Raw genomic sequence first — 22,163 nt, 5'->3', positions numbered from 1 at the left:
ATCGCTGCCGTCAAAGTCGTCTTGCCGTGGTCAACGTGACCAATCGTGCCAATGTTCACATGCGGCTTCGAACGATCAAACTTTACCTTCGCCATCGCTTCTCTCCTAGTAATCAGCGTTTTTCGCTGGCGTAATTCCTTGGGTTACCCGGGTGCCGATCAGCCGTATTTGGCCTGGATGTCCTGGGCAACGTTCTGCGGGACCTGATCGTAGTGATCAAAGGTCATGGTGAAATTGGCACGTCCCTGGCTCATCGAACGCAGCGTGTTGATGTAGCCGAACATGCTCATCAGCGGCACAAAGGCGTTGATAACGTTGGCATTACCACGCACGTCCTGCCCCTGGACCTGGCCACGACGGGAGGTCAGGTCGCCGATGATCGAGCCGGTATATTCTTCCGGGCTCACCACTTCGACCTTCATGATCGGCTCGAGGATCTTCGGACCGGCCTCACGCAGGGCCTGACGGAACGCGGCACGACCCGCGATTTCGAACGCCAGCACCGAGGAGTCGACATCGTGATAAGCGCCGTCGATCAGGCGGATCTTGATGTCCAGCACCGGGAACCCGGCAAGGATGCCCTGGCTCATGACGGACTGAATGCCCTTGTCGACGCCCGGGATGTATTCCTTCGGAATGGAACCACCCACGATTTCGGAAGTGAACTCGTAACCGGTCCCCTTCTCGGCAGGCTCGACGATCATCTTGACGCGAGCGAACTGGCCCGAACCACCGGACTGCTTCTTGTGGGTATAATCCACTTCGGCGGCCTTGGTGATGGTTTCGCGGAAAGCCACCTGCGGCTCACCGATATTCGCCTCGACCTTGAATTCGCGCTTCATGCGGTCGACGATGATGTCGAGGTGAAGCTCGCCCATACCCGCAATAACGGTCTGGCCGCTTTCTTCATCCGATTTCACACGGAAGCTGGGGTCTTCGGCGGCCAGGCGGCTGAGGGCGAGGCCCATCTTTTCCTGGTCGGCCTTCGACTTCGGCTCAACCGCGATCTCGATAACCGGATCGGGGAATTCCATGCGCTCGAGGATCACCGGGGCAGACGGATCGCAAAGCGTGTCGCCCGTGGTGGAGTCCTTGAGGCCAACGACCGCCACGATATCACCGGCATAGGCATTGATGATCTGCTCGCGGGAGTTCGAGTGCATCAGGAACATGCGGCCGATGCGCTCTTTCTTGTCCTTGACGGTGTTGACGATGCTCTGGCCGGCTTCGAGCTTGCCCGAATAGATGCGGCAGAAGGTCAGCGAGCCCATATGCGGGTCGTTGGCGATCTTGAAAGCCAGCATCGAGAACGGCTCGTCGTCGTCGGCATGACGCTCGGCTTCACCTTCGGTCTTCACGTCGATCGCCTTGATCGCCGGAATGTCGTTCGGGGCCGGCAGATAGTCGACAACGGCGTCGAGCAGCGGCTGAACACCCTTGTTCTTGAACGCGGAACCGCAAAGAACCGGGAAGAATGCCACATCGCAGGTGCCCTTGCGGATCAGCTTGCGCAGGGTCTCGTTGTCCGGAAGGTTGCCTTCGAGATAGGCTTCCATCACGTCGTCGTCGAGTTCGACGGCGGTTTCGATGAGCTGCTCGCGATACTCTTCGGCACGGGCCTGAAGGTCAGCCGGGATATCAACGATGTCCCATTCGGCACCCAGGGTCTCGTCGCGCCAGACATAGGCCTTCATCTCGATAAGATCGACGACACCCACGAAGTCGTTCTCGGCGCCGATCGGCAGCTGCAGAACGAGCGGGGTCGCGCCCAGACGATCCTTGATCATCTTGACCGAGTTGTAGAAGTCGGCGCCGAGCTTATCCATCTTGTTGACGAAGATCATGCGCGGCACGTGATACTTGTCGGCCTGGCGCCAGACCGTTTCGGTCTGCGGCTCCACACCGGCATTGGCATCGAGCAGCGCGATGGCGCCGTCGAGCACGCGCAGCGAACGTTCCACCTCGATGGTGAAGTCCACGTGGCCCGGGGTATCAATGATGTTGAAGCGGCGCTTCTTACCGTCACGACCGGCCCAGAAGGTCGTGGTCGCAGCAGAGGTGATGGTGATCCCCCGCTCCTGCTCCTGCTCCATCCAGTCCATGGTTGCAGCGCCGTCATGCACTTCGCCGATTTTGTGCGACTTGCCCGTGTAGAACAGGATGCGCTCGGTCGTAGTGGTCTTGCCGGCATCAATGTGCGCCATGATGCCGAAATTGCGATAGTCTTCAATTGCGTAGTCGCGAGCCATGATCGAATTCCCTCAGTGGCTACCAGCGATAGTGCGAGAACGCGCGGTTGGCGTCTGCCATCCGGTGCGTATCTTCGCGCTTTTTGACGGCCTGACCGCGGCCCGAATGCGCATCGAGCAGCTCGCCCGACAGACGTTCGACCATGGTGTTCTCGCCACGGCCGCGGGCAGCCGTGATCAGCCAACGAATAGCCAGGGCCTGCTGACGGTCAGTACGAACATCGACCGGGACCTGGTAAGTCGCACCGCCGACGCGCCGCGAACGGACCTCAACGGCCGGACGCACATTTTCCAGCGCCTGGTGGAACACTGCCACCGGGTCCTGCTTGGTGCGGTCCTGGATGACGTCAAATGCGCCATAGACGATGCCTTCGGCGACGGACTTCTTGCCGTCAACCATCAGCGAATTCATGAACTTAGTGACGATCACATCACCGAACTTGGGATCGGGATGGATTTCACGCTTTTCTGCACGATGCCGACGCGACATGTGGCTCGCTCCTTACTTCGGCCGTTTGGCGCCGTACTTCGAACGGCGCTGTTTGCGGTCTTTGACGCTCTGGGTATCCAGCACGCCACGCAGGATGTGGTAACGGACGCCCGGCAAATCGCGAACGCGGCCGCCACGGATCAGAACCACGGAGTGTTCCTGCAGGTTGTGCCCCTCACCAGGGATGTAGGAAATCACTTCGCGCTGATTGGTCAGGCGCACCTTGGCAACCTTCCGAAGGGCCGAGTTCGGCTTCTTCGGGGTCGTGGTGTAGACCCTGGTGCACACGCCACGCTTCTGCGGGTTGGCCTCCATGGCCGGGACCTTGTTCCGCTTCGGCTTTGCCTGCCGGGGCTTGCGGATCAACTGGTTAATGGTCGGCATGTCGCTCGAACCTTCTCGTCTCGGTACCAAATCCATCTTCTGAACATACGCAACGACATGACAGCGCCCGCCCGGTCAGGCCAGTGGGGCCCCGGCGGCGCTACTTAATGCAGAGGACCACCCTCAAATCGAGGATGTTCGTGCGTTCGCATTCCTTGCGTCTGTTCACCCTGCGATGTGTTTGAGCTGCCTGGATCTCTCAAAGGTCTAGGCGACCGAAATCCAAATGCACCCCACGACCGACCGGCAAGGTAGCGGGGTATTACGCCGCCTGACCCACCCCGTCAAGGCCCCTCACCCGAAAAACGTCATGATTAGAGGCACGAACGCGGTGCAAACCACCCTCACCCCCCTTGGTCACGCATCAGATGCGGCAAGTGGGGCGAATATCGGCTCGATTCAATGCAATTTGGCGCGAATCCCCGCGCCTGATTCACATCTCACACGACCCGCCATGCAAAAGGGCCGCTCCGAAGAGCGGCCCTCAAGCTTTGTCCGTTCGACCGATTCTACTCGGCGGGCGATTCTTCCGCCTGGTCCTCGATAAGGCCTTTGCTCTGCTCGGCCAGTTCGGCTTCCGCCTGCCGGCGACGCTCGGCGATGATGAGATCGTCGCGCTTGGTTGCGATGTGACGAAGCTCCGAGCTCATCGCACCGGTACCGACCGGGATCAGGCGGCCCACGATGATGTTCTCCTTGAGACCATCGAGCGGATCGGTCTTGCCCGATACCGCGGCCTCGGTGAGAACGCGCGTGGTTTCCTGGAACGAAGCGGCGCTGAGATAGGAACGGGTCTGCAGCGAGGCCTTGGTGATCCCGAGCAGCATCGGGTTCGCCTTGGCGGCCTTCTTGCCTTCCTCGACAAGCTGCTCGTTGAGCAGCTCGAAGTCGATCTTGTCGACCTGTTCGTCCTTCAGCAGACCGGAATCGCCCGGATCGGTGATCTCGACCTTCTGCAGCATCTGGCGAACGATCACCTCGATGTGCTTGTCGTTGATCCCCACGCCCTGCAGCCGGTAGACCTCCTGGATCTCGTTGATCAGGTATTTGGCGAGTTCTTCCACGCCCTTGATCGCCAGGATGTCATGCGGTGCCGGATTGCCGTCGAGAATGTACTCTCCCCGCTCGATGGTATCGCCTTCCTGAAGATGGAACGGCTTGCCCTTCGGGATGAGGTATTCGGCCGGCTCGAGGGTTTCGTCCTCGGGCTCGATGATGATACGGCGCTTGTTCTTGTAGTCGCGGCCGAATTTGATCGTGCCATCGAGCTCGGCGATGATGGCGTGATCCTTCGGACGGCGGGCTTCGAACAGTTCCGCCACACGCGGCAGACCACCGGTGATGTCCTTGGTCTTGGCGCTCTCCAGCGGAATACGCGCAATCACGTCACCCGGTGCGACCCGCTGGCCCGGATCGACGGCCACAACCGCGTCCACGCTCATCAGGTAGCGGGCTTCCCCACCTCGATCGAGCTTGGCTACCTCACCGCCCTTACCGGCAATCGCCAGAGCAGGCTTGAGGTTTTCCCCGCGCGGATTGGACCGCCAGTCAACGACCAGACGCTTGGTGAAGCCAGTGGATTCATCGGTCTGCTCGGAGATGGATGCACCATCAATCAGATCCTCGAACACCACCTCGCCTTCGACCTCGGTCAGAACCGGACGCATATACGGATCCCATTCCGCGAGACGCTGGCCACGTTTGACCTTGTCGCCATCGTCGACCCGGAGCTTGGCCCCGTAGGTCACCCGGTGGGTGGCCCGCTCGGTGCCGTCGCTATCCACGATCGCCAACGAGACGTTGCGGCCCATGACGATGAGGTTGCCATCGGAATCCTTCACCACATTGCGGTTGCGGATTTCGATCTTGCCCTCTGCGCCTGCCTCGGTGAACGAGGTGTCCACGACGGTGGCGGTGCCCCCGATATGGAAGGTCCGCATGGTCAGTTGGGTGCCCGGTTCACCGATCGACTGGGCCGCGATCACACCGACCGCTTCGCCCATATTGACCGGAGTACCGCGCGCCAGGTCACGACCGTAGCAGGTGGCGCAAACGCCGTGCCGCATCTCACAGGTGAGCGGCGAGCGGATTCGGATCGACTGGACCTTGGCGTCCTCGATCACATCCATGTGGCGTTCTTCGATCATCTCGCCCTTGGCAACCAGCACTTCGCCGGTGCCCGGCTCGAGAACCTCGTCGGCCGCGATACGGCCCAGCACACGATGGCTGAGCGTTGCCACGACCTGCCCGCTGTCGACGATCGCCTCCATGGTCAGACCGTTCTCGGTGCCGCAATCATCAGCGGTGATGATCGAGTCCTGCGCCACGTCGACCAGACGGCGGGTCAGGTAACCCGAGTTCGCGGTCTTCAGGGCGGTATCGGCCAGACCCTTACGGGCACCGTGGGTGGAGTTGAAGTACTCCATCACGGTCAGGCCTTCCTTGAAGTTCGAGATGATCGGCGTCTCGATGATGCCGCCGTCCGGACGGGTCATCAGCCCGCGCATACCGGCAAGCTGCTTCATCTGGGCCGGTGAACCACGGGCCCCCGAATGCGACATCATGTAGATCGAGTTGATCGGCTTCTGACGATTGGTTTCCTCATCGATCTGGATCGAGGAAATCCCCTTCATCATCTCGTCGGCGACCTTGTCACCGCATTTCGACCAGGCATCGACAACCTTGTTGTACTTCTCACCCTGGGTGATCAGGCCGTCATTATACTGCTGTTCGAACTCTTCGACCTGGGTCCGGGTTTCCTCGACGATACCCGCCTTGGAATCGGGGATGACCATGTCGTCCTTGCCGAACGAAATGCCGGCCTTGCACGCCTGGCGGAACCCGAGATCCATCACCCGGTCGCAGAAGATCACAGTCTCCTTCTGGCCGCAGGCGCGGTAGACCGAGTCGATCATCTTCGAGATGTTCTTCTTGGTCATCAGGTCGTTACAAGTCGCGAACGGCACGTCCGGATGACGCGGCAGAACCTGCCCGATCATCATGCGGCCCGGCGTGGTCTCGTGGATTTCCGAGATCTCGTTGCCGTCGGCATCGACAGTCTTGAAACGGCCCTTGATCTTGGTGTGCAGCGTGATCACGCCGTTGTCGAGCGCGTGTTCGATCTCACCGATATTGCCAAAGGCCATCCCTTCGCCCGGCTCGTTGTCCGAGATGAGCGACAGATAGTAGAGACCCAGAACGATGTCCTGGCTCGGCACGATGATCGGCGAACCGTTGGCCGGGTGCAGGATGTTGTTGGTCGACATCATCAGCACACGGGCTTCGAGCTGCGCTTCGAGCGACAGCGGCACGTGAACGGCCATCTGGTCACCGTCGAAGTCGGCGTTGAACGCCGCGCAGACGAGCGGATGCAGCTGGATTGCCTTGCCTTCGATCAGTGTCGGTTCGAACGCCTGGATGCCGAGACGGTGCAGGGTCGGCGCACGGTTCAGCAGAACCGGGTGCTCGCGAATGACCTCATCAAGGATGTCCCAGACCTCGGGACGTTCCTTTTCGACGAGCTTCTTCGCCTGCTTGACCGTCGTGGACAGGCCCTTGGCATCGAGCCGCGAATAGATGAACGGCTTGAACAGTTCGAGCGCCATCTTCTTGGGCAGGCCGCACTGATGCAGCTTGAGTTCCGGACCCACGGTGATCACCGAACGGCCCGAATAGTCGACGCGCTTGCCCAGAAGGTTCTGGCGGAAGCGGCCCTGCTTGCCCTTGAGCATGTCGGACAGCGACTTCAGCGGACGCTTGTTGGCACCGGTGATGGTGCGGCCACGCCGGCCATTGTCGAACAGCGCATCCACGGCTTCCTGCAGCATGCGCTTTTCGTTCCGGATAATGATGTCCGGCGCGCGCAGCTCGATGAGACGCTTCAAACGATTGTTACGGTTGATGACGCGGCGGTACAGATCGTTGAGATCCGAGGTCGCGAACCGGCCACCATCGAGCGGCACCAGCGGGCGCAGCTCGGGCGGAATGACCGGAATGACGGTCATGATCATCCATTCGGGGCGATTGCCCGAAACGATGAACTGCTCGACGATCTTGAGGCGCTTCGCCAGCTTCTTCGGCTTGAGTTCCGAGGTCGATTCCGCGATTTCGACACGCAGATCGGCAGCCAGCTTCTCGAGATCGAGTGAAGCCAGCATCTCACGGATGGCTTCGGCGCCGATCATGGCGGTGAAGCTGTCGGCACCGTACTGATCCTGGGCGTCGAGATACTCTTCTTCCGAAAGCAGCTGGTTCATCGTGAACGGGGTCAGACCCGGCTCGATGACCACATAGTTCTCGAAATAGAGGATCCGCTCGACATCCTTGAGGGTCATGTCGAGAAGCTGCGCGATACGGGACGGCAGCGACTTCAGGAACCAGATATGGGCGACGGGCGCGGCCAGTTCGATATGGCCCATACGCTCGCGGCGAACGCGGCTGAGGGTAACTTCCACACCGCACTTTTCGCAGATGACGCCCTTGTACTTCATCCGCTTGTACTTGCCGCAAAGGCACTCATAGTCCTTCTGCGGGCCGAAGATGCGCGAGCAGAACAGGCCGTCACGCTCGGGCTTGAACGTACGGTAGTTGATGGTCTCGGGCTTCTTGATCTCGCCAAACGACCACGAGAGGATTTTCTCCGGGCTCGCGATGTTGATGCGGATCTGATCGAAGGACTGAGACTGCGCCTGCGGGTTAAATAGATCCATGACCTGATGGTTCATCGATATCTCTCCTTGTTCGCGGCGACCGGTGCACTCTGGCTATCCGGACCGCGGGATCGGGAACGGGGGGCGAAGACGCGGCTTATTCGGCCGCGTCCGCCGGAGGTTCCTGATCGGTATTCCCCGGGATCATGTGATCGTGGTCGAGATCTTCGTCCTCGAAGCTCAATTCGACATTGAGACCCAAAGACCGCATTTCCTTGACCAGAACGTTGAAGCTTTCCGGGATACCCGCTTCGAAAGTGTCGTCGCCGCGCACGATGGCTTCATAGACCTTCGTACGGCCGGCCACGTCGTCCGACTTCACAGTCAGCATTTCCTGCAGCGTGTAGGCGGCGCCATAGGCTTCAAGGGCCCACACCTCCATCTCGCCGAAGCGCTGACCACCGAACTGTGCCTTACCGCCCAGCGGCTGCTGGGTCACAAGGCTGTACGGGCCGATCGAACGTGCGTGGATCTTGTCGTCCACCAGGTGGTGCAGCTTGAGCATGTAAACATACCCAACCGTCACATCACGGTCGAACTCCTCACCGGTACGTCCGTCGATCAGGCGGCTCTGGCCGGTGCCGTTGAGCCCTGCCCGCTCGAGCATTTCAACGATATCGGGCTCCTTCGCACCGTCGAAGACCGGCGTCGCGATCGGCACGCCCTTCTTGAGGTGTTCGGCAAGCCGGACAACGCTGTCATCGTCGAGATCGGAGACATAGTTGTCGTTCGAGTAGACCTGGTCGATCTCCTTGCGCAGCGGCTTCACGTCGCCGGACTGCTTGTAGGTCTCGTACATCGACCCGATCTTGCGGCCCATGCCGGCGCAGGCCCAACCCAGATGGGTTTCAAGGATCTGCCCCACATTCATGCGCGAGGGCACGCCGAGCGGGTTGAGAACGATATCGACCGGAGTCCCGTCTTCGAGATGCGGCATGTCTTCAACCGGCATGATGCGCGACACCACACCCTTGTTGCCGTGACGGCCAGCCATCTTGTCGCCCGACTGCAGCTTGCGCTTGGTCGCAACGAACACCTTGACGGTCTTCATGACACCCGGGGGCAGTTCGTCGCCACGCTGGAGCTTGTCCACCTTGTCGATGAAACGCTGCTCGAGCTGCTTGCGGCTTTCGTCATACTGCGCCTGCAGGGCCTCGATCTCGGTCATGACCTTGTCGTCCTTGACCGCGAACTGCCACCACTTCGACCGCGGATGCGCATCGAACACTGCGTCATTCAGCTTGGTCTCGGCGACATAGCCCTTCGGCCCTGCCGTTGCAGCCTTGCCGAACAGCATTTCCTTGAGACGGGCATAGACGTTGCGGTCGAGGATCGACTGTTCGTCGTCACGGTCCTTGGCGAGACGCTCGATTTCCTCGCGCTCGATCGCCATGGCACGTTCGTCCTTGTCGACGCCGTGGCGGTTGAACACGCGAACCTCAACGACCGTTCCGGCATCCCCGGGGGGCACCTTGAGCGAGGTGTCGCGCACGTCGGACGCCTTTTCACCGAAGATGGCCCGCAGAAGCTTTTCTTCCGGGGTCATCGGGCTTTCGCCCTTCGGGGTGATCTTGCCGACCAGAATGTCGCCTGCCCTCACCTCGGCACCGATATGCACGATACCGGCTTCGTCGAGATTCTTGAGTGCTTCCTCGGAAACGTTCGGGATATCCCGGGTGATTTCCTCAGGGCCAAGCTTGGTGTCGCGGGCGTTGACTTCATATTCCTCGATATGGATCGAGGTGAAGACGTCGTCCTTCACGATGCGTTCGCTCAAAAGGATCGAATCTTCGAAGTTGTAGCCATTCCACGGCATGAACGCGACGAGCACGTTGCGGCCAAGAGCCAGGTCACCCAGTTCGGTCGAGGGACCATCGGCGATGATGTCGCCGGCCTGAACATGGTCGCCCACGATCACCAGCGGACGCTGGTTGATGCAGGTCGACTGGTTCGAGCGCTGGAACTTCATCAGGTTGTAGATGTCGACGCCGGACTTGGAGGAATCGGTTTCCTCGGTCGCCCGGATAACGATACGGGTCGCATCCACCTGATCGACGATACCCGTGCGCTGGGCGACGATCGCTGCACCCGAGTCACGGGCCACGACCGGCTCCATGCCGGTACCGACAAATGGCGCTTCGGCGCGAACCAGCGGCACCGCCTGGCGCTGCATGTTCGCCCCCATCAGGGCGCGGTTGGCGTCATCGTTTTCAAGGAACGGAATGAGCGAGGCTGCCACCGAGATGACCTGCTTCGGGCTCACGTCCATGAGTTCGATGTTCTCACGCGGGATCAGCAGAACTTCCCCGGCGTGACGCGCGGTCACCAGATCGTTGACGAAGGCACCGTCGTCGCTGAGCTTGGCGTTGGCCTGAGCGATGTTGTAGCGCGCTTCTTCCATGGCGGAGAGATAGAGCACTTCATCGGTGACCTTGCCGTCCTCGACCTTGCGGTACGGGGTCTCGATGAACCCGTACTTGTTAACGCGCGCAAAGGTCGCCAGCGAGTTGATGAGACCGATATTTGGGCCTTCCGGAGTCTCGATCGGGCAGATCCGGCCGTAATGGGTCGGATGCACGTCGCGGACTTCGAAGCCGGCACGCTCGCGGGTCAGACCGCCCGGGCCAAGCGCCGAAAGACGACGCTTATGCGTGATCTCGGAGAGCGGGTTGGTCTGGTCCATGAACTGCGACAGCTGCGAGGAACCGAAGAACTCGCGGACAGCAGCGGCTGCCGGCTTGGCGTTGATCAGGTCCTGCGGCATGACCGTGTCGATATCGACGGAGGACATGCGCTCCTTGATCGCGCGTTCCATGCGCAGAAGACCAAGGCGATAATGGTTTTCCATCAATTCGCCGACCGAACGCACACGGCGGTTGCCGAGGTTGTCGATGTCGTCGATCTCGCCCTTTCCGTCACGCAGCTCGACGAGCGTGCGAACGACTTCGACGATGTCTTCCTTGCGCAGCACGCGAACGGTGTCTTCCGCATCGAGATCGAGGCGGATGTTCATCTTCACGCGGCCCACAGCCGAAAGGTCGTAACGCTCGGGATCGAAGAACAGCGACTGGAACATCGCTTCCGCGGTCTCGATGGTGGGCGGCTCGCCCGGACGCATCACGCGGTAGATGTCGAACAGCGCGTCTTCCCGGCTCTCGTTCTTGTCGATCGCCAGGGTGTTGCGCAGATAGGCGCCGATATTGATGTGATCGATGTCGAGGATCGGCAGTTCGTCGAACCCGGCTTCGGTCAGCTTGTTGAGGAGCGCTTCATCGATCTCGTCACCGGCCTCGGCGTAGATTTCACCGGTTTCGGCGTTGAGAAGATCTTCGGCCACATAGAGGCCGAAAAGCTCGTCATCACCCACCAGAAGATGGGTCAGGCCGCCTTCGGCCAGCTTCTTGGAGCCGCGCGCCGAGAGCTTCTTGCCGGCTTCCTGCACCACGTCGCCATTGTCGGCATTGACGAGGTCATGGGTCGGCTTGACGCCGCGCATGCGTTCCCAGTCGAACGGCTTCTTCCAGCCCTTCTTGGTCTTCTGGAAGGAGATCTTGTCGTAATAGGTGTCGAGGATTTCCTCGGCATCCATGCCAAGCGCCTTCAGCAGCGACGTCACCGGGATCTTGCGGCGGCGGTCGATGCGCGCATAGACGATGTCCTTGGCGTCGAACTCGATGTCGAGCCAGGAACCGCGATACGGAATGATGCGCGCGGCAAACAGCAGCTTGCCCGAGGAATGGGTCTTGCCCTTGTCGTGGTCGAAGAACACGCCCGGGGACCGGTGCATCTGGGAGACGATGACGCGCTCGGTACCGTTGACGATAAAGGTGCCGTTCGAGGTCATGAACGGCATGTCGCCCATATAGACGTCCTGCTCCTTGATGTCCTTGACCGAGCGGGCGCCTGTGTCCTCGTCGACTTCGAACACGATCAGCCGCAGGGTGACCTTGAGCGGCGCAGCGAACGTCATGTCGCGCTGCCGGCATTCCTCAACGTCATATTTGGGCTGTTCGAACTCGTAGGAAACGAAGTCCAAAGAGGCCGTGTTGGCGAAATCGGTGATCGGGAAAACCGACTTGAAGACCGACTGAAGGCCTTCATCACCGCGTCCGCCCTGCGGCTCGTCGACCATCAGGAACTGGTCGTAGGACGCCTTTTGAACCTCGATGAGGTTCGGCATCTCGGTAACTTCGCGAATGGATCCGAAGGATTTGCGTACCTTGCGGCGACCGTTATAGCTCGTGGTCATGCCCGCTCCCATATGTTGGCTCGCCGGCGCGCGTCATCAGACCCGCGCGCCATCCGAGGAATGTGACGGGCATCTGTCCGGAAAGCCGACAATCAGCCGTCGGCACTCGGGACATACGCCCACATGTATGTTTGCTTCCGCAACTCATATGGCCCCTGTGTCGGGACCGCGCCGCCCGGAGGCGGCAAACGGGGCGGCACGAATGCGCCGCCCCGCAAAGACTACTTCAGCTCGACAGTCGCGCCAGCGCCTTCAAGCTTCGCCTTGATGTCTTCGGCTTCGGCCTTGTTCACGCCTTCCTTGACGGGCTTGGGCGCGCCTTCAACCAGAGCCTTGGCTTCGCCGAGACCCAGCCCGGTGATGCCGCGGACTTCCTTGATGACGTTGATCTTCTTGTCGCCAAAGGCGGTCAGGATCACGTCAAATTCGTCCTTTTCTTCCGCAGCAGCGGCACCGGCGTCACCGCCGCCAGCAGCAGCAGCGACTGCAACCGGAGCAGCAGCCGAAACGCCCCACTTTTCTTCGAGCATCTTGGACAGCTCAGAAGCCTCGAGGACGGTCAGATTGGACAGGTCTTCAACGATCTTTTCGAGATCAGCCATTTTAGTTTCCTATACGTTTCAGTTCGAACCGTGGATGGTGTCGCGAACAGCGCTATGCCGCAGCGCCCTTTTCCGAATAAGCCGAAAGCACCCGGGCGACCTGGCCGCCAGGAGCATTGACGACCTGCGCAATCTTCGCCGCCGGCTGCGTAAGCATGCCTGCGATCTTGGCGCGCAGTTCATCAAGTGAGGGAACATCCGCCAGGGCCTTGACGCCATCGGCGTCCAGCGCGGTCGATCCCATGGCGCCGCCCAGAAGCACGAACTTGTCGTTCTTCTTGGCATAGCCCGCCGCGACCTTGGCCGCGGTAACGGGATCTTCCGAATAGGCCAGCAGAGTCGGACCAGTCAGAAGGTCCGAGAAATCCGCCACTTCGGTATCTTTAAGAGCGAGTTTGGCAAGGCGGTTCTTCGCGACTTTGACCGACCCACCCGCCTGCTTCATCTGCACACGCAGATCTTCAAGCTCGGCGACCGAGAGGCCTTGATAGTGGGCTACGACGATAGTGCCTGAAGCCTTGAATGCTTCATGCAACGTCGAGACCAGCTCGCGCTTCTCCGCTCTATCCACACCTTCTCTCCACATATCGGCCCGGATAATCCGGACCGGTTGCCAATTGCTGCCCATCCAACGCTTCCAAACGGAAACCGGTGACCGGGCAGCGGTTTGTGCCTGTCAACCGGTCCCGCCGGATCTTCCGGACGGCACTGGCCTGGTTCGAACCGGAACGAGACGCCTTGGCGCCGAATTCCTTCCGGTTGTCACCCCATCTGTGCAGGCTTTCATGTTTGAGCGCCTCCGGCCTTACGGCCCTTTGGCACGCCTGCAGTCTCGGACAGGTCTTCCAACACGCGGGCCGAAACCCTTGTGTCGTATCCGGGCGGCCGGGACCGCCCGAATTCTTTGTCAGCAGCCCGAAGGCCGCGCTCGACCGTTAGATAACGGACGAGGGATCGACATGGACGCCGGGGCCCATGGACGACGAAATCGCAACGCGCTTGACGTACGTGCCCTTGGCGCCGGAGGGCTTGGCCTTGGTCACGGCGTCGGCAAACGCCTTGATGTTCTCTTCGAGCTTGGCAGCATCAAACGACGCCTTGCCAACACCCGCATGCAGGATACCCGCCTTCTCGACGCGGAACTCGACTGCACCGCCCTTGGCCGACTTGACCGCTTCGGTCACATCGGGGGTCACGGTGCCGACCTTCGGGTTCGGCATCAGGTTGCGCGGGCCCAGGATCTTACCCAGACGGCCAACGAGCGGCATCATGTCCGGGGTGGCAATGCAGCGATCGAAATCGATCTTGCCGGCCTGGACCTGTTCGACCAGATCGTCGGCACCGACAACGTCAGCACCGGCGGCCTTGGCTTCCTCGGCCTTGGCGTCGCGGGCGAACACGGCGACGCGGACCGTACGGCCAGTGCCGTTCGGCAGCGAGCACACGCCGCGGACCATCTGGTCGGCGTGACGCGGGTCGACACCGAGATTCATCGCGATCTCGATAGTCTCGTCGAACTTCGCATTGGCACGTTCCTTGACGAGGGCAATGGCCTCACCAAGCGGATAAAGTGCCTTGCGGTCGATACCCTCACGGGCGGAAGTGGTGCGTTTTCCAAGCTTGCCCATGATCAATACCCCTCAACTTCCATGCCCATCGAACGGGCGGAGCCGGCGATCTGGGCCATGGCGGCCTCGACGTCGTGCGCGTTCAGATCCTGGATCTTCTTCTCGGCGATCTCGCGAAGCTGGGCTTCGGTGATCCGGCCGGCGCCTTCATGGCCCGGCTTCTTGGAGCCCGAAGAGATCTTGGCAGCCTGCTTGAGGAAGTAGCTCACCGGCGGCGACTTCATCACGAAGGTGAAGCTCTTGTCGGCGAAGATGGTGATCACCACCGGCACCGGCGCGCCCTTGTCCATTTCCTGCGTAGCCGCGTTGAACGCCTTGCAGAATTCCATGATGTTCAGCCCGCGCTGACCCAGCGCAGGACCGATCGGGGGCGACGGGCTCGCACTGCCCGCCGGCACCTGAAGCTTGAGATAGCCGTCAATCTTCTTTGCCATCGTCGTTCCTTGGTTTGAGCCGCCTCATGCGGCCCGTTTCCGACAGCGCGGTGCGAGGTTCAACCGGCGTTTGGCTCCGCCGCCCTCTCCCGCGCATTGTTGTGCATGACCAATTGGCCGTCCGCTCGCCCGGACGTTCTCATGCCGGCAACGGATCAGAGCTTTTCGACCTGTCCGTATTCCAGTTCCACCGGGGTGGCGCGGCCGAAGATCGACACTTCCACCTTGAGGCGGGCACGCTCTTCGTCGACTTCCTCGACAAGGCCATTGAAGCTTGCGAACGGACCGTCCGACACCCGCACCTGTTCGCCAACTTCAAAGCTGACAGAGGGCTTGGGCCGATCGACGCCTTCCTGCACCTGCTGCAGGATCGCCTGGGCTTCGGCATCGGGGATCGGGATCGGCTTGGTGTCCGAACCCAGGAACCCGGTGACCTTCGGAGTTTCCTTGATCAGATGGTAGGTTTCGTCGGTCAGCTCCATCTTCACGAGCACATAGCCCGGCAGGAACTTGCGCTCGGCATCGACCTTGCGGCCCCGGCGCACCTCGACGACCTTCTCGGTCGGTACCATCACTTCATCGAACAGATGCTCAAGCCCCGAGGCGACCACCTTCTCCTTGATGGATTCGGCGACCTTGTGCTCGAAGTTCGAATAGGCCTGAACGATGTACCAGCGTTTCGCCATAATGCTTTCCGTCTTTCCCGCGCGCCGCCGCTAAGTCAGCGCAGGCCGAGCAGCAGCCCGACAACCCAGGAGAACACCTGATCCGCGGCCAAGAAGAACAGGCTCGCAAGGATGATCATGATCAGCACCATGATCGTTGAGATCAGTGTCTCATTGCGACTTGGCCAAACGACCTTCGACGCCTCCGAACGAACTTGCTGGAGGAATGTGAACGGGTTTGTCCGTGCCATAAGTCTCTCTTGTCGGATAGCGAAATCCACAACCAATAGCCGCGCGAGTCACCCCGGCGGCTTGAATGGGGCTTATTAGACCCGCAATCAAGTCTTGGCAACACCCTGGCGCGGTTTTCTTTGTCACGCTTTCGTGCCGCAAGATCGGCTCGCCCTTCCGGCTCCCCAATTGACCTCAGTCAAGCGTACTCAGGCAGCACACATCTATGCTGGAACCTTCGGTACCTTGTCGACTCCGCCCGCAGGGCCGCGCCGCCCACTTCAACACCCTTGATCCGTCGCAGTCTCAGAGAAGCAAATGACCACTCACACACAAGATGCGCGACGGACACATCTGGAAAACGATGGCGGGCCGACAATCAGGAACCTGCTGCTCCGCCAATCCGGAGACACGGCAAGCAGGCGGTTCCTCGATAACTACAGGGACCTGCTCGCCCTTCCCGCCGTCTCGCATTGGCGCAGCAAAATCCCGAACGAGGTCTCGACCACATCCATCATGGGCAGCAGCGATGCCTGTTTCGAAAACTCATATGGCAAGCTCGTGCATTTCGGGTTGTCGGCGTCGGACATCATCACGCGGAGCCAATTGCGAAGCTATGTTTCGTTCTTGAGCTCAGACCGAACGAATAATGTCTACGAATTTCTCGCCCGCTATGTGGTTGCCGGATATTTGTACGCATCTGGCTGTCAGGATGAGGAAGCGCAGAAGTTTGTCGAAGGCAGAATTGACCGTCTGCACGATTTTTCAACGCAGTCACCGCTGAAGTTCGATATTTATGGAGAAGGCGGCACGTCAGGCATTCCAAAGGCTCATAAAAACAAGAAGGTTGTGAACCCTGATCTATATGAGGGCGGTGAGCTGATCCTTCCTCTTATCCATGACATTTTCATATTCTCCCGCATCTACAACACGGTCTCTGCGGCGTATCGGACGAAGATCGACGCGATCATCGACTATGTGGCACACGAGGAATATCAATCCCTCGACTACGGATACGGGCTGGTCAGATCCGAGAAGAACAGGTTTCATTTCATGGGGTGGAGCGCGCACCTGCCCCTGTTCAACGCGCAGCTCTCCGTCGACTATTTCCGGAAGGGCCTCATATTCCGATTGGCGCTGTTCTCGGAGTTCAAAAACAGACGCATCCAAAGCTGGCGTCGTTCGATGCTGCAAATGATCGACGAATTCAGGATTGACGAAATTCGCTATTGTTTCCCCGGTGACCTGCTGCCGGAGACACCCAACTCGTATTTTCTCAACGGCCGACACACCGCACTGAACGAAAACAGGCGGCAAAAGAGCGGTCGAATCCTCGAGTCTACCTACTATGCCTATCTCGCCAATCGAGTTGATGGCACTCCCCAGGATTCATATGGCACTCCCTAGGATTCATGCAGAGTATCCGAGGTTGCCGGATCGCGTCCTCGCGGGACTGCCCCGAACACCAGACCAACATGCAATCGGCCGATAGGATTGGCGATCAGCGCGCCACGCTGTCTTTAAGGGATGCCAGATAGGCGGACACGGCAGCCACGGCACCATCAATATCGAATTCCCTGAGCCGTGCCGGCGTCCATTCTTCCGCCGGATCGAGGTCAGCGATGAGGCGGGACCGCTCCCGGCCCTGCGCGTCATCGAGTTTCAGATCCCCGGCCAGCTCAAGGAGCATGAGCTGTTCCCTCACCCGCCGCAGCACACCGAGCGCATCATACATCGCCTGCGCCTCTCCCGGATGCTCGCGCCAGTGCCGGCCCTCGAACATCTCCTGCACCACGATCTGTCCGGCGCCATAGCAACTATATTTGACGCAACCGGCAAAACCGCTCTGCTCGAGCCTGTCATGGATGGTGCAGGCCCCGTCTTCGCCAAGATGGACGCAAGGATCACCCGCAAACTTGTTGTAGTCGAATTCCTCCGACGCATCGAAGGCGAAACCCACGCAGCATAGGGCCGTGCAACGCGCGCAATCGGGCTGGAAATCTTCAAGGGCCATGCCCGCTTCCTAACGTGATCGACCGGGGGATGAAACCGTCAGATGATCATCAGGACGAGACCGGCGCACACTGCCACGACGGCGCCGATGAACAGGGCCGTATAGACCCGCTGAAATTTCTCGATGAGCACAGGCGCCTCTGAGCCTTTCAGCAGCCATTTGGTGCTGGCGGCCATGGTCCCGAAGGTGATTGGATAGGCGATCAGCGCCGCAAGTCCGATGGCCCAGCCCAGAAACGCCCCGCCATTCGACCGGTCCGGCGCAACCAGCACCCAGGGCACCAGAATGACGATAGCGGCGATAGCGCCGGCCAGAGGAAGAATCTGCGCGTTGCGCTCGGCGGCGTTAGGCATGGTCGAGGCTCTTTGCGGGATCGGGGAGATGGTGCCCACGTTCAACGCGGGTCTTTCGGACCTTGGCAGGGGCGGAGGGACTCGAACCCCCGACCCTCGGTTTTGGAGACCGATGCTCTACCAACTGAGCTACACCCCTAAGGCCGGGGTGAGGTCTAATGGCAAAGCGGTGGGGACGCAAGATCGAATTGAGGTCCGATATCGAATTGGCCGATTTGTAACATCACCGCCCAAAAACCGCAGGAAACTTCCTCAAATACGGATGCCAGAACCGTTCCGCCGGGCCATAAGAAGCGTGGCCTGAGGGCGGGCCGCATGCCGGAGGGGGAACATGATCAGATTCAGTCGCGCCGCATTGGCGGTGCTTGTTATTGCCATATTGACAGGCATTTCGGCCGCCACGCCGGCTCAGGCCGAATCCCTGCAGCAGCAACTTCGGGCCATTGAGAGGCAGCACTGGGACACAACGTCGATGAGCTACAGCCCGCACGGCACACAGGTCGAGTATCTGTCACGCCGCGGACGGGCCTATCTCTGGTACCCGGGAAATACCGGCATGGTGAAAGGCCGTTTCAAGATCGATGTCATGCATCTGCCTGTCGACAAAACTCCCAACAGCCCGCTCTACAGCCTTGTGGTTATTTGCTTCAAATATGGCGCCAATACCTACAATCCGATCACCAAAACGAGGGGCGGCGATTGGGAATGCATGCCCTACTCGTTCTATAGGGACGCCGACCGCGATATTGTCTCCGGCGACCCTTTCCGCCTTTCCAAGCGCCGAAATGTGCCCTTTGTCCTTTCGCGCGACAAGACGAGCTTCTCTCGCCTTTTAGAGCAGTGCACGGACTGCAGATAACGCCGTTCATCCGCCGCTTCACGTAAGTGACTTCATCTGGTGTGGCTGCCACAGAACCGGTGCGTCCCACGCCCATCATTCAATCCAGGACGACAACTATGAAACCGATCGCACGCGCGGCACTGACGGCCATTCTCTTCGCACTGGCCCTCGCGGCCAGCGCAGGCACCGCCAGTGCCCAGAACCAGTTTTTCAAGAAGCCGGTCACGGAAGAACGCTTCGACTTCCTGTTCATGAGTGTGAGCAGCCAGAAGCAGTTCATGCGCGGCATCACCATCATGTATTACGACCGCGGCCACGGCACCCAGATCGAATATGTGGACGGTCGAGGGCATACCTGGCTCTGGTACCCCGGCAACCCGGTCGTCCTGCCCGGCGACTACAAGGTGCTGCCGAGCGGCCTGCGCTACGAGCAGAAGGTCAAGGCCGGAAGCCAGACGACAGTCAAACAGGGCGTGACAACCCATATCTGCTACCGGTACGGGTCGAACACCTTCAACCCCGTGACCATAACTCGGGGCGGCGATTTCGATTGCGCGCCTGCGCCCCTTCTGATGGCCGATGTAATCGAGACCGCAAAGGGCGACATATTCGGCCTCGCCGGGCGCAAGGCCGTACCCTTCAAGCTCTCGCGCCGCAAATCGAGCTTCGAGCGCTTGCTTCAAAAGTGCGACGATTGCCGCTGACACAGCCGGATAGAGCAAAAGGGGCGCCAGACGGCGCCCTCTTTCATTTTACGCTGCCTGCTCGGGCCAGTCCCCGACATAGCGCGACTGCGGACGGATCAGCCGGCCCGAGGCCTTTTGTTCATGCGCGTGGGCAATCCAGCCCGCGACCCGGCCAGCTGCAAAGACGGGGGTGAACCCGTCCCGCGGCACGCCGACGGCATCGAGCAGCAGAGCGGTATAGAACTCGACATTGACGTCGAGACGGCGGCCCGGCTTGCGTTCGGCCAACACGGCAAGCGCCTCGCGCTCTACGGCCTCAGCCTCCTCAAGACGATTGTCTTCGCCGGCCAGCTTACCCAATGCTTTTTTGAGGACGTCAGCGCGCGGATCGCGCGTCTTGTAGATACGGTGCCCGAAGCCCATCAGACGCTCCCCGCGATCCATCGCATCGATAAGCCAGCCGCGTGCATCGCCTGAGGCGGCAATGGCGTCCAGCATGTCGAGCACCGGACCGGGTGCGCCGCCATGCAGCGGCCCCTTGAGCGCACAGAGCGCAGCGATCACCGCCGAGATGTCATCAGCTTCGGTCGAGGCAACCACCCGCGCCGCAAAGGTCGATGCGTTGAGCCCGTGATCCATGACCGTCACGAGATAGGTTTCGAGCGCTTTCGCCTCGGCTTCGCTGGGCGTGCGCCCGGTCATCAGCCGCAACAGGTCCGCTGCGTGCCCGGCGTCCTCAGCCGGCATCTCGAGGGCACCGCCGCGTGACAGGGCGACCGCATAGGCCATGGCCACCCCGCTGGCCGCAACGAGCGCAGCAGGTCCGGCGCCCTGGTCTTTTTCGCTCAGGGTCGAAAGAAACGCCCGCATCGTCTCAATGACCGATCCGTCTTTCACGACACCGGCAAAAGCCCGGAAACGAGCACCGGCCCGCACACGTCCTTCCCCGAGCGCACGCGCCAGGCCGGTGCCCAGGGCATCGTTGCTGCCCTCTTCGGCATCGACCACGCCCGCCCAAAGAGCTGTCAGGGCATCCTCGAAGCTTGTGTGGCCCGCCAGGGTATCGAGATCACGCCCCCGGATGATCAACCGCCCGGCCTGCCCATCGACATGGCTCAAAACGGTCTCTGCCGCGATCACGTCATCCAGTCCAATGGTCATGATTTGCTCCTTTCGTTTCGGGGCAAAACATGATCAACTCATTCATATTGATCAATCTTGATTCAATGGATCAATGTAAATGAATACAACCCTCATCGATGCCAGGGCCGCCGCCAGCCGGCTCGGCGTCAGCCGCGCCACGCTTTATGCCTATGTCAGCCGAGGCAGGCTCAGCGCCCGACCCCACCCGACCGATCCACGCGCCAGGCTCTACCTGGCCGAAGAAGTGGAGGCCCTGTCTCGAGGCAGGCACTTGCGCCATCGCCCGCAGGAAGTGGCCGGCGCTACCCTCAACTGGGGCATGCCGGCGATCGAAACCACGATCTCTGCCATCGAGGACGGCAGTTTCTTCTACCGGGGAGCCGACGCGGTGGCGCTTGCGGAAACCGAGGATCTTGAGGGAATTGCCGCGCTGCTATGGCAGGCAGACACCCTGCATGACGCAGAATTTGACCCGCAAGCCGTGCCTGGCTGGATCGAGACAGCCGCCCGCCTGAAATCGGCGAGTGGCCTCGAGCGGGCCATGGCGCTGATGCCACTGGCGGCGGCCCGCGAGCCGATTGGCCAGACCCGCACCAGTCTGGGCGTTCAGGCCGGCTGGCTTGTCTCGGCCCTCACCCATGCCGTGGCACCAGACCGAAAGGTCGGTCTGTCCATTCATGAGCGTCTTGCGAAATCCTGGAAATCGCAGGAAGGCGCGGACCTGCTGCGCCGCGCCCTGGTGTTGATCGCCGACCATGAAATGAACGCCTCAACCTTCGCAGCAAGGGTCACGGCCTCGACGGGCGCGAGGCTATCGGCCTGTCTCATTGCCGGCATGACAGCCCTCTCAGGCCCTCTGCACGGTGGCGCGACCGCACGCGTTGCGGCGCTGATGCGTGAGGCAGAAACGTTGGGCGCAGCACAAGCGGTACATCAGCGGCTGTTGCGCGGCGATCCCCTGCCCGGTTTCGGTCACCGGCTCTATCCGCATGGCGATCCTCGGGCAACGGCCCTGCTGCCCCACATCCACGACAAGCTCCTCGCAGAGGTTAACGAAACCGCGGAACGCGATGCTGGCCTCTTGCCCACCGTCGACGTGGCTCTGGTCGGGGTTGAGCGCGCGCTTGATCTGCCCGCCGGTTCGGCCTTCGATATCTTCCTGCTTGGCCGATCGGTCGGTTGGCTGGCCCATGCCATCGAACAGCGCCTGACCGGATCCCTGATCCGGCCGCGCTCCCGCTATGTCGGGCCATAGGCAAAAAAGAAAGGGCCCCGAAGGGCCCTTCCGAACTCTGATCGCCCTGCCCTTCGCCGCGCTTTGCCGGCTCCGGGCTTTCGCTGCTTAAACCAGTCCACAGGACTGATTGGCGCTTTTGGGGCCGCGGCTCACTACTCGACGATTTTGGAGACGACGCCGGACCCGACGGTGCGGCCGCCTTCACGGATAGCGAAGCGCAGCTTCTCTTCCATGGCGATCGGCACGAT

At 60.7% G+C, this 22,163-nt stretch carries 20 protein-coding genes and 1 tRNA gene; 4 read left to right on the top strand and 17 right to left on the bottom strand.

Features of this window, described 5'->3' with window-relative positions; all coding sequences use genetic code 11:
- The 12 genes from G489_RS22255 to secE form a co-directional block, all read right to left on the bottom strand.
- Nucleotides 1-95, bottom strand: a 95-nt coding sequence (locus G489_RS22255; protein WP_155889366.1) for a GTP-binding protein, incomplete at its 3' end; no start/stop codon positions are given.
- A gap of 63 nt (nt 96-158) precedes the next feature.
- Nucleotides 159-2,249: an elongation factor G gene (gene fusA / locus G489_RS0110650; protein ID WP_029041535.1), complete on the bottom strand. Its 2,091-nt coding sequence runs from the start codon at nt 2,247-2,249 to the stop codon at nt 159-161.
- 19 nt (nt 2,250-2,268) lie between these two features.
- Entirely contained in the window at nt 2,269-2,739 is a 471-nt protein-coding gene (rpsG, locus tag G489_RS0110645) for a 30S ribosomal protein S7 (protein ID WP_029041534.1), read from the bottom strand.
- Between the two features lie 12 nt (nt 2,740-2,751).
- Complete coding sequence (rpsL, locus tag G489_RS0110640; RefSeq protein WP_027836110.1) at nt 2,752-3,123, bottom strand: 30S ribosomal protein S12; 372 nt, start codon at nt 3,121-3,123, stop codon at nt 2,752-2,754.
- A gap of 509 nt (nt 3,124-3,632) precedes the next feature.
- Nucleotides 3,633-7,847 (bottom strand): DNA-directed RNA polymerase subunit beta', encoded by a 4,215-nt coding sequence (gene rpoC, locus G489_RS0110635; protein ID WP_029041533.1) that lies wholly within the window; start codon nt 7,845-7,847, stop codon nt 3,633-3,635.
- 82 nt (nt 7,848-7,929) lie between these two features.
- Nucleotides 7,930-12,081, bottom strand: a complete 4,152-nt coding sequence (gene rpoB, locus G489_RS0110630) for a DNA-directed RNA polymerase subunit beta (protein ID WP_029041532.1) — start codon at nt 12,079-12,081, stop codon at nt 7,930-7,932.
- 221 nt (nt 12,082-12,302) lie between these two features.
- Nucleotides 12,303-12,683, bottom strand: a complete 381-nt coding sequence (gene rplL / locus G489_RS0110625; protein WP_029041531.1) for a 50S ribosomal protein L7/L12 — start codon at nt 12,681-12,683, stop codon at nt 12,303-12,305.
- 52 nt (nt 12,684-12,735) lie between these two features.
- Nucleotides 12,736-13,254 carry a 50S ribosomal protein L10 gene (gene rplJ / locus G489_RS0110620; RefSeq protein WP_029041530.1) on the bottom strand — a complete coding sequence of 173 codons (519 nt, stop codon included), beginning with the start codon at nt 13,252-13,254 and terminating at the stop codon, nt 12,736-12,738.
- A 364-nt stretch (nt 13,255-13,618) separates the two neighbouring features.
- On the bottom strand, nt 13,619-14,311 hold the full coding sequence (gene rplA / locus G489_RS0110615; RefSeq protein ID WP_029041529.1) for a 50S ribosomal protein L1: 693 nt from the start codon (nt 14,309-14,311) through the stop codon (nt 13,619-13,621).
- A 2-nt stretch (nt 14,312-14,313) separates the two neighbouring features.
- Nucleotides 14,314-14,745, bottom strand: coding sequence for a 50S ribosomal protein L11 (gene rplK / locus G489_RS0110610; RefSeq protein ID WP_029041528.1), 432 nt, complete (start codon nt 14,743-14,745; stop codon nt 14,314-14,316).
- 155 nt (nt 14,746-14,900) lie between these two features.
- A complete protein-coding gene (gene nusG, locus G489_RS0110605) occupies nt 14,901-15,431 on the bottom strand; it encodes a transcription termination/antitermination protein NusG (protein ID WP_029041527.1) in 531 nt (176 codons plus the stop codon).
- 35 nt (nt 15,432-15,466) lie between these two features.
- A complete protein-coding gene (secE, locus tag G489_RS0110600; RefSeq protein ID WP_029041526.1) occupies nt 15,467-15,661 on the bottom strand; it encodes a preprotein translocase subunit SecE in 195 nt (64 codons plus the stop codon).
- 298 nt (nt 15,662-15,959) lie between these two features.
- On the opposite strand from secE, the gene G489_RS0110595 reads away from it, so the two are divergent.
- Nucleotides 15,960-17,048, top strand: coding sequence for a hypothetical protein (locus tag G489_RS0110595; protein ID WP_029041525.1), 1,089 nt, complete (start codon nt 15,960-15,962; stop codon nt 17,046-17,048).
- A 94-nt stretch (nt 17,049-17,142) separates the two neighbouring features.
- Here the strand turns inward: G489_RS0110595 and G489_RS21850 are convergent, their stop codons facing one another.
- The 3 genes from G489_RS21850 to G489_RS0110580 form a co-directional block, all read right to left on the bottom strand.
- On the bottom strand, nt 17,143-17,655 hold the full coding sequence (locus tag G489_RS21850; RefSeq protein ID WP_051332534.1) for a hypothetical protein: 513 nt from the start codon (nt 17,653-17,655) through the stop codon (nt 17,143-17,145).
- Nucleotides 17,656-17,693: 38 nt separating this feature from the next.
- Nucleotides 17,694-18,008: a hypothetical protein gene (locus tag G489_RS0110585; protein ID WP_029041524.1), complete on the bottom strand. Its 315-nt coding sequence runs from the start codon at nt 18,006-18,008 to the stop codon at nt 17,694-17,696.
- Nucleotides 18,009-18,071: 63 nt separating this feature from the next.
- Nucleotides 18,072-18,147: transfer RNA gene (locus G489_RS0110580), tRNA-Trp, on the bottom strand.
- 192 nt (nt 18,148-18,339) lie between these two features.
- Here G489_RS0110580 and G489_RS0110575 point away from each other — a divergent pair.
- Together G489_RS0110575 and G489_RS0110570 are read left to right on the top strand one after the other, a co-directional pair.
- Nucleotides 18,340-18,867, top strand: a complete 528-nt coding sequence (locus G489_RS0110575; RefSeq protein ID WP_029041523.1) for a hypothetical protein — start codon at nt 18,340-18,342, stop codon at nt 18,865-18,867.
- Between the two features lie 98 nt (nt 18,868-18,965).
- Nucleotides 18,966-19,553 carry a hypothetical protein gene (locus G489_RS0110570; RefSeq protein ID WP_029041522.1) on the top strand — a complete coding sequence of 196 codons (588 nt, stop codon included), beginning with the start codon at nt 18,966-18,968 and terminating at the stop codon, nt 19,551-19,553.
- A gap of 48 nt (nt 19,554-19,601) precedes the next feature.
- Here G489_RS0110570 and G489_RS0110565 read toward each other — a convergent pair whose 3' ends face one another.
- Nucleotides 19,602-20,696 carry a citrate synthase gene (locus G489_RS0110565; protein ID WP_029041521.1) on the bottom strand — a complete coding sequence of 365 codons (1,095 nt, stop codon included), beginning with the start codon at nt 20,694-20,696 and terminating at the stop codon, nt 19,602-19,604.
- A gap of 79 nt (nt 20,697-20,775) precedes the next feature.
- Here G489_RS0110565 and G489_RS0110560 point away from each other — a divergent pair, with 79 nt between their 5' ends.
- Complete coding sequence (locus tag G489_RS0110560) at nt 20,776-21,933, top strand: citrate/2-methylcitrate synthase (RefSeq protein ID WP_029041520.1); 1,158 nt, start codon at nt 20,776-20,778, stop codon at nt 21,931-21,933.
- 134 nt (nt 21,934-22,067) lie between these two features.
- Here the strand turns inward: G489_RS0110560 and G489_RS22250 are convergent.
- A partial coding sequence (locus G489_RS22250) for an EF-Tu C-terminal domain-related protein (protein ID WP_455423263.1) occupies nt 22,068-22,163 on the bottom strand: 96 nt, incomplete at its 5' end.

The organism is Cucumibacter marinus DSM 18995 (assembly GCF_000429865.1).
Lineage (GTDB): Bacteria > Pseudomonadota > Alphaproteobacteria > Rhizobiales > Devosiaceae > Cucumibacter > Cucumibacter marinus.
The sequence above is the reverse complement of the archived record's forward strand: the minus strand, read 5'-3'. Positions and strand labels throughout refer to the sequence as shown.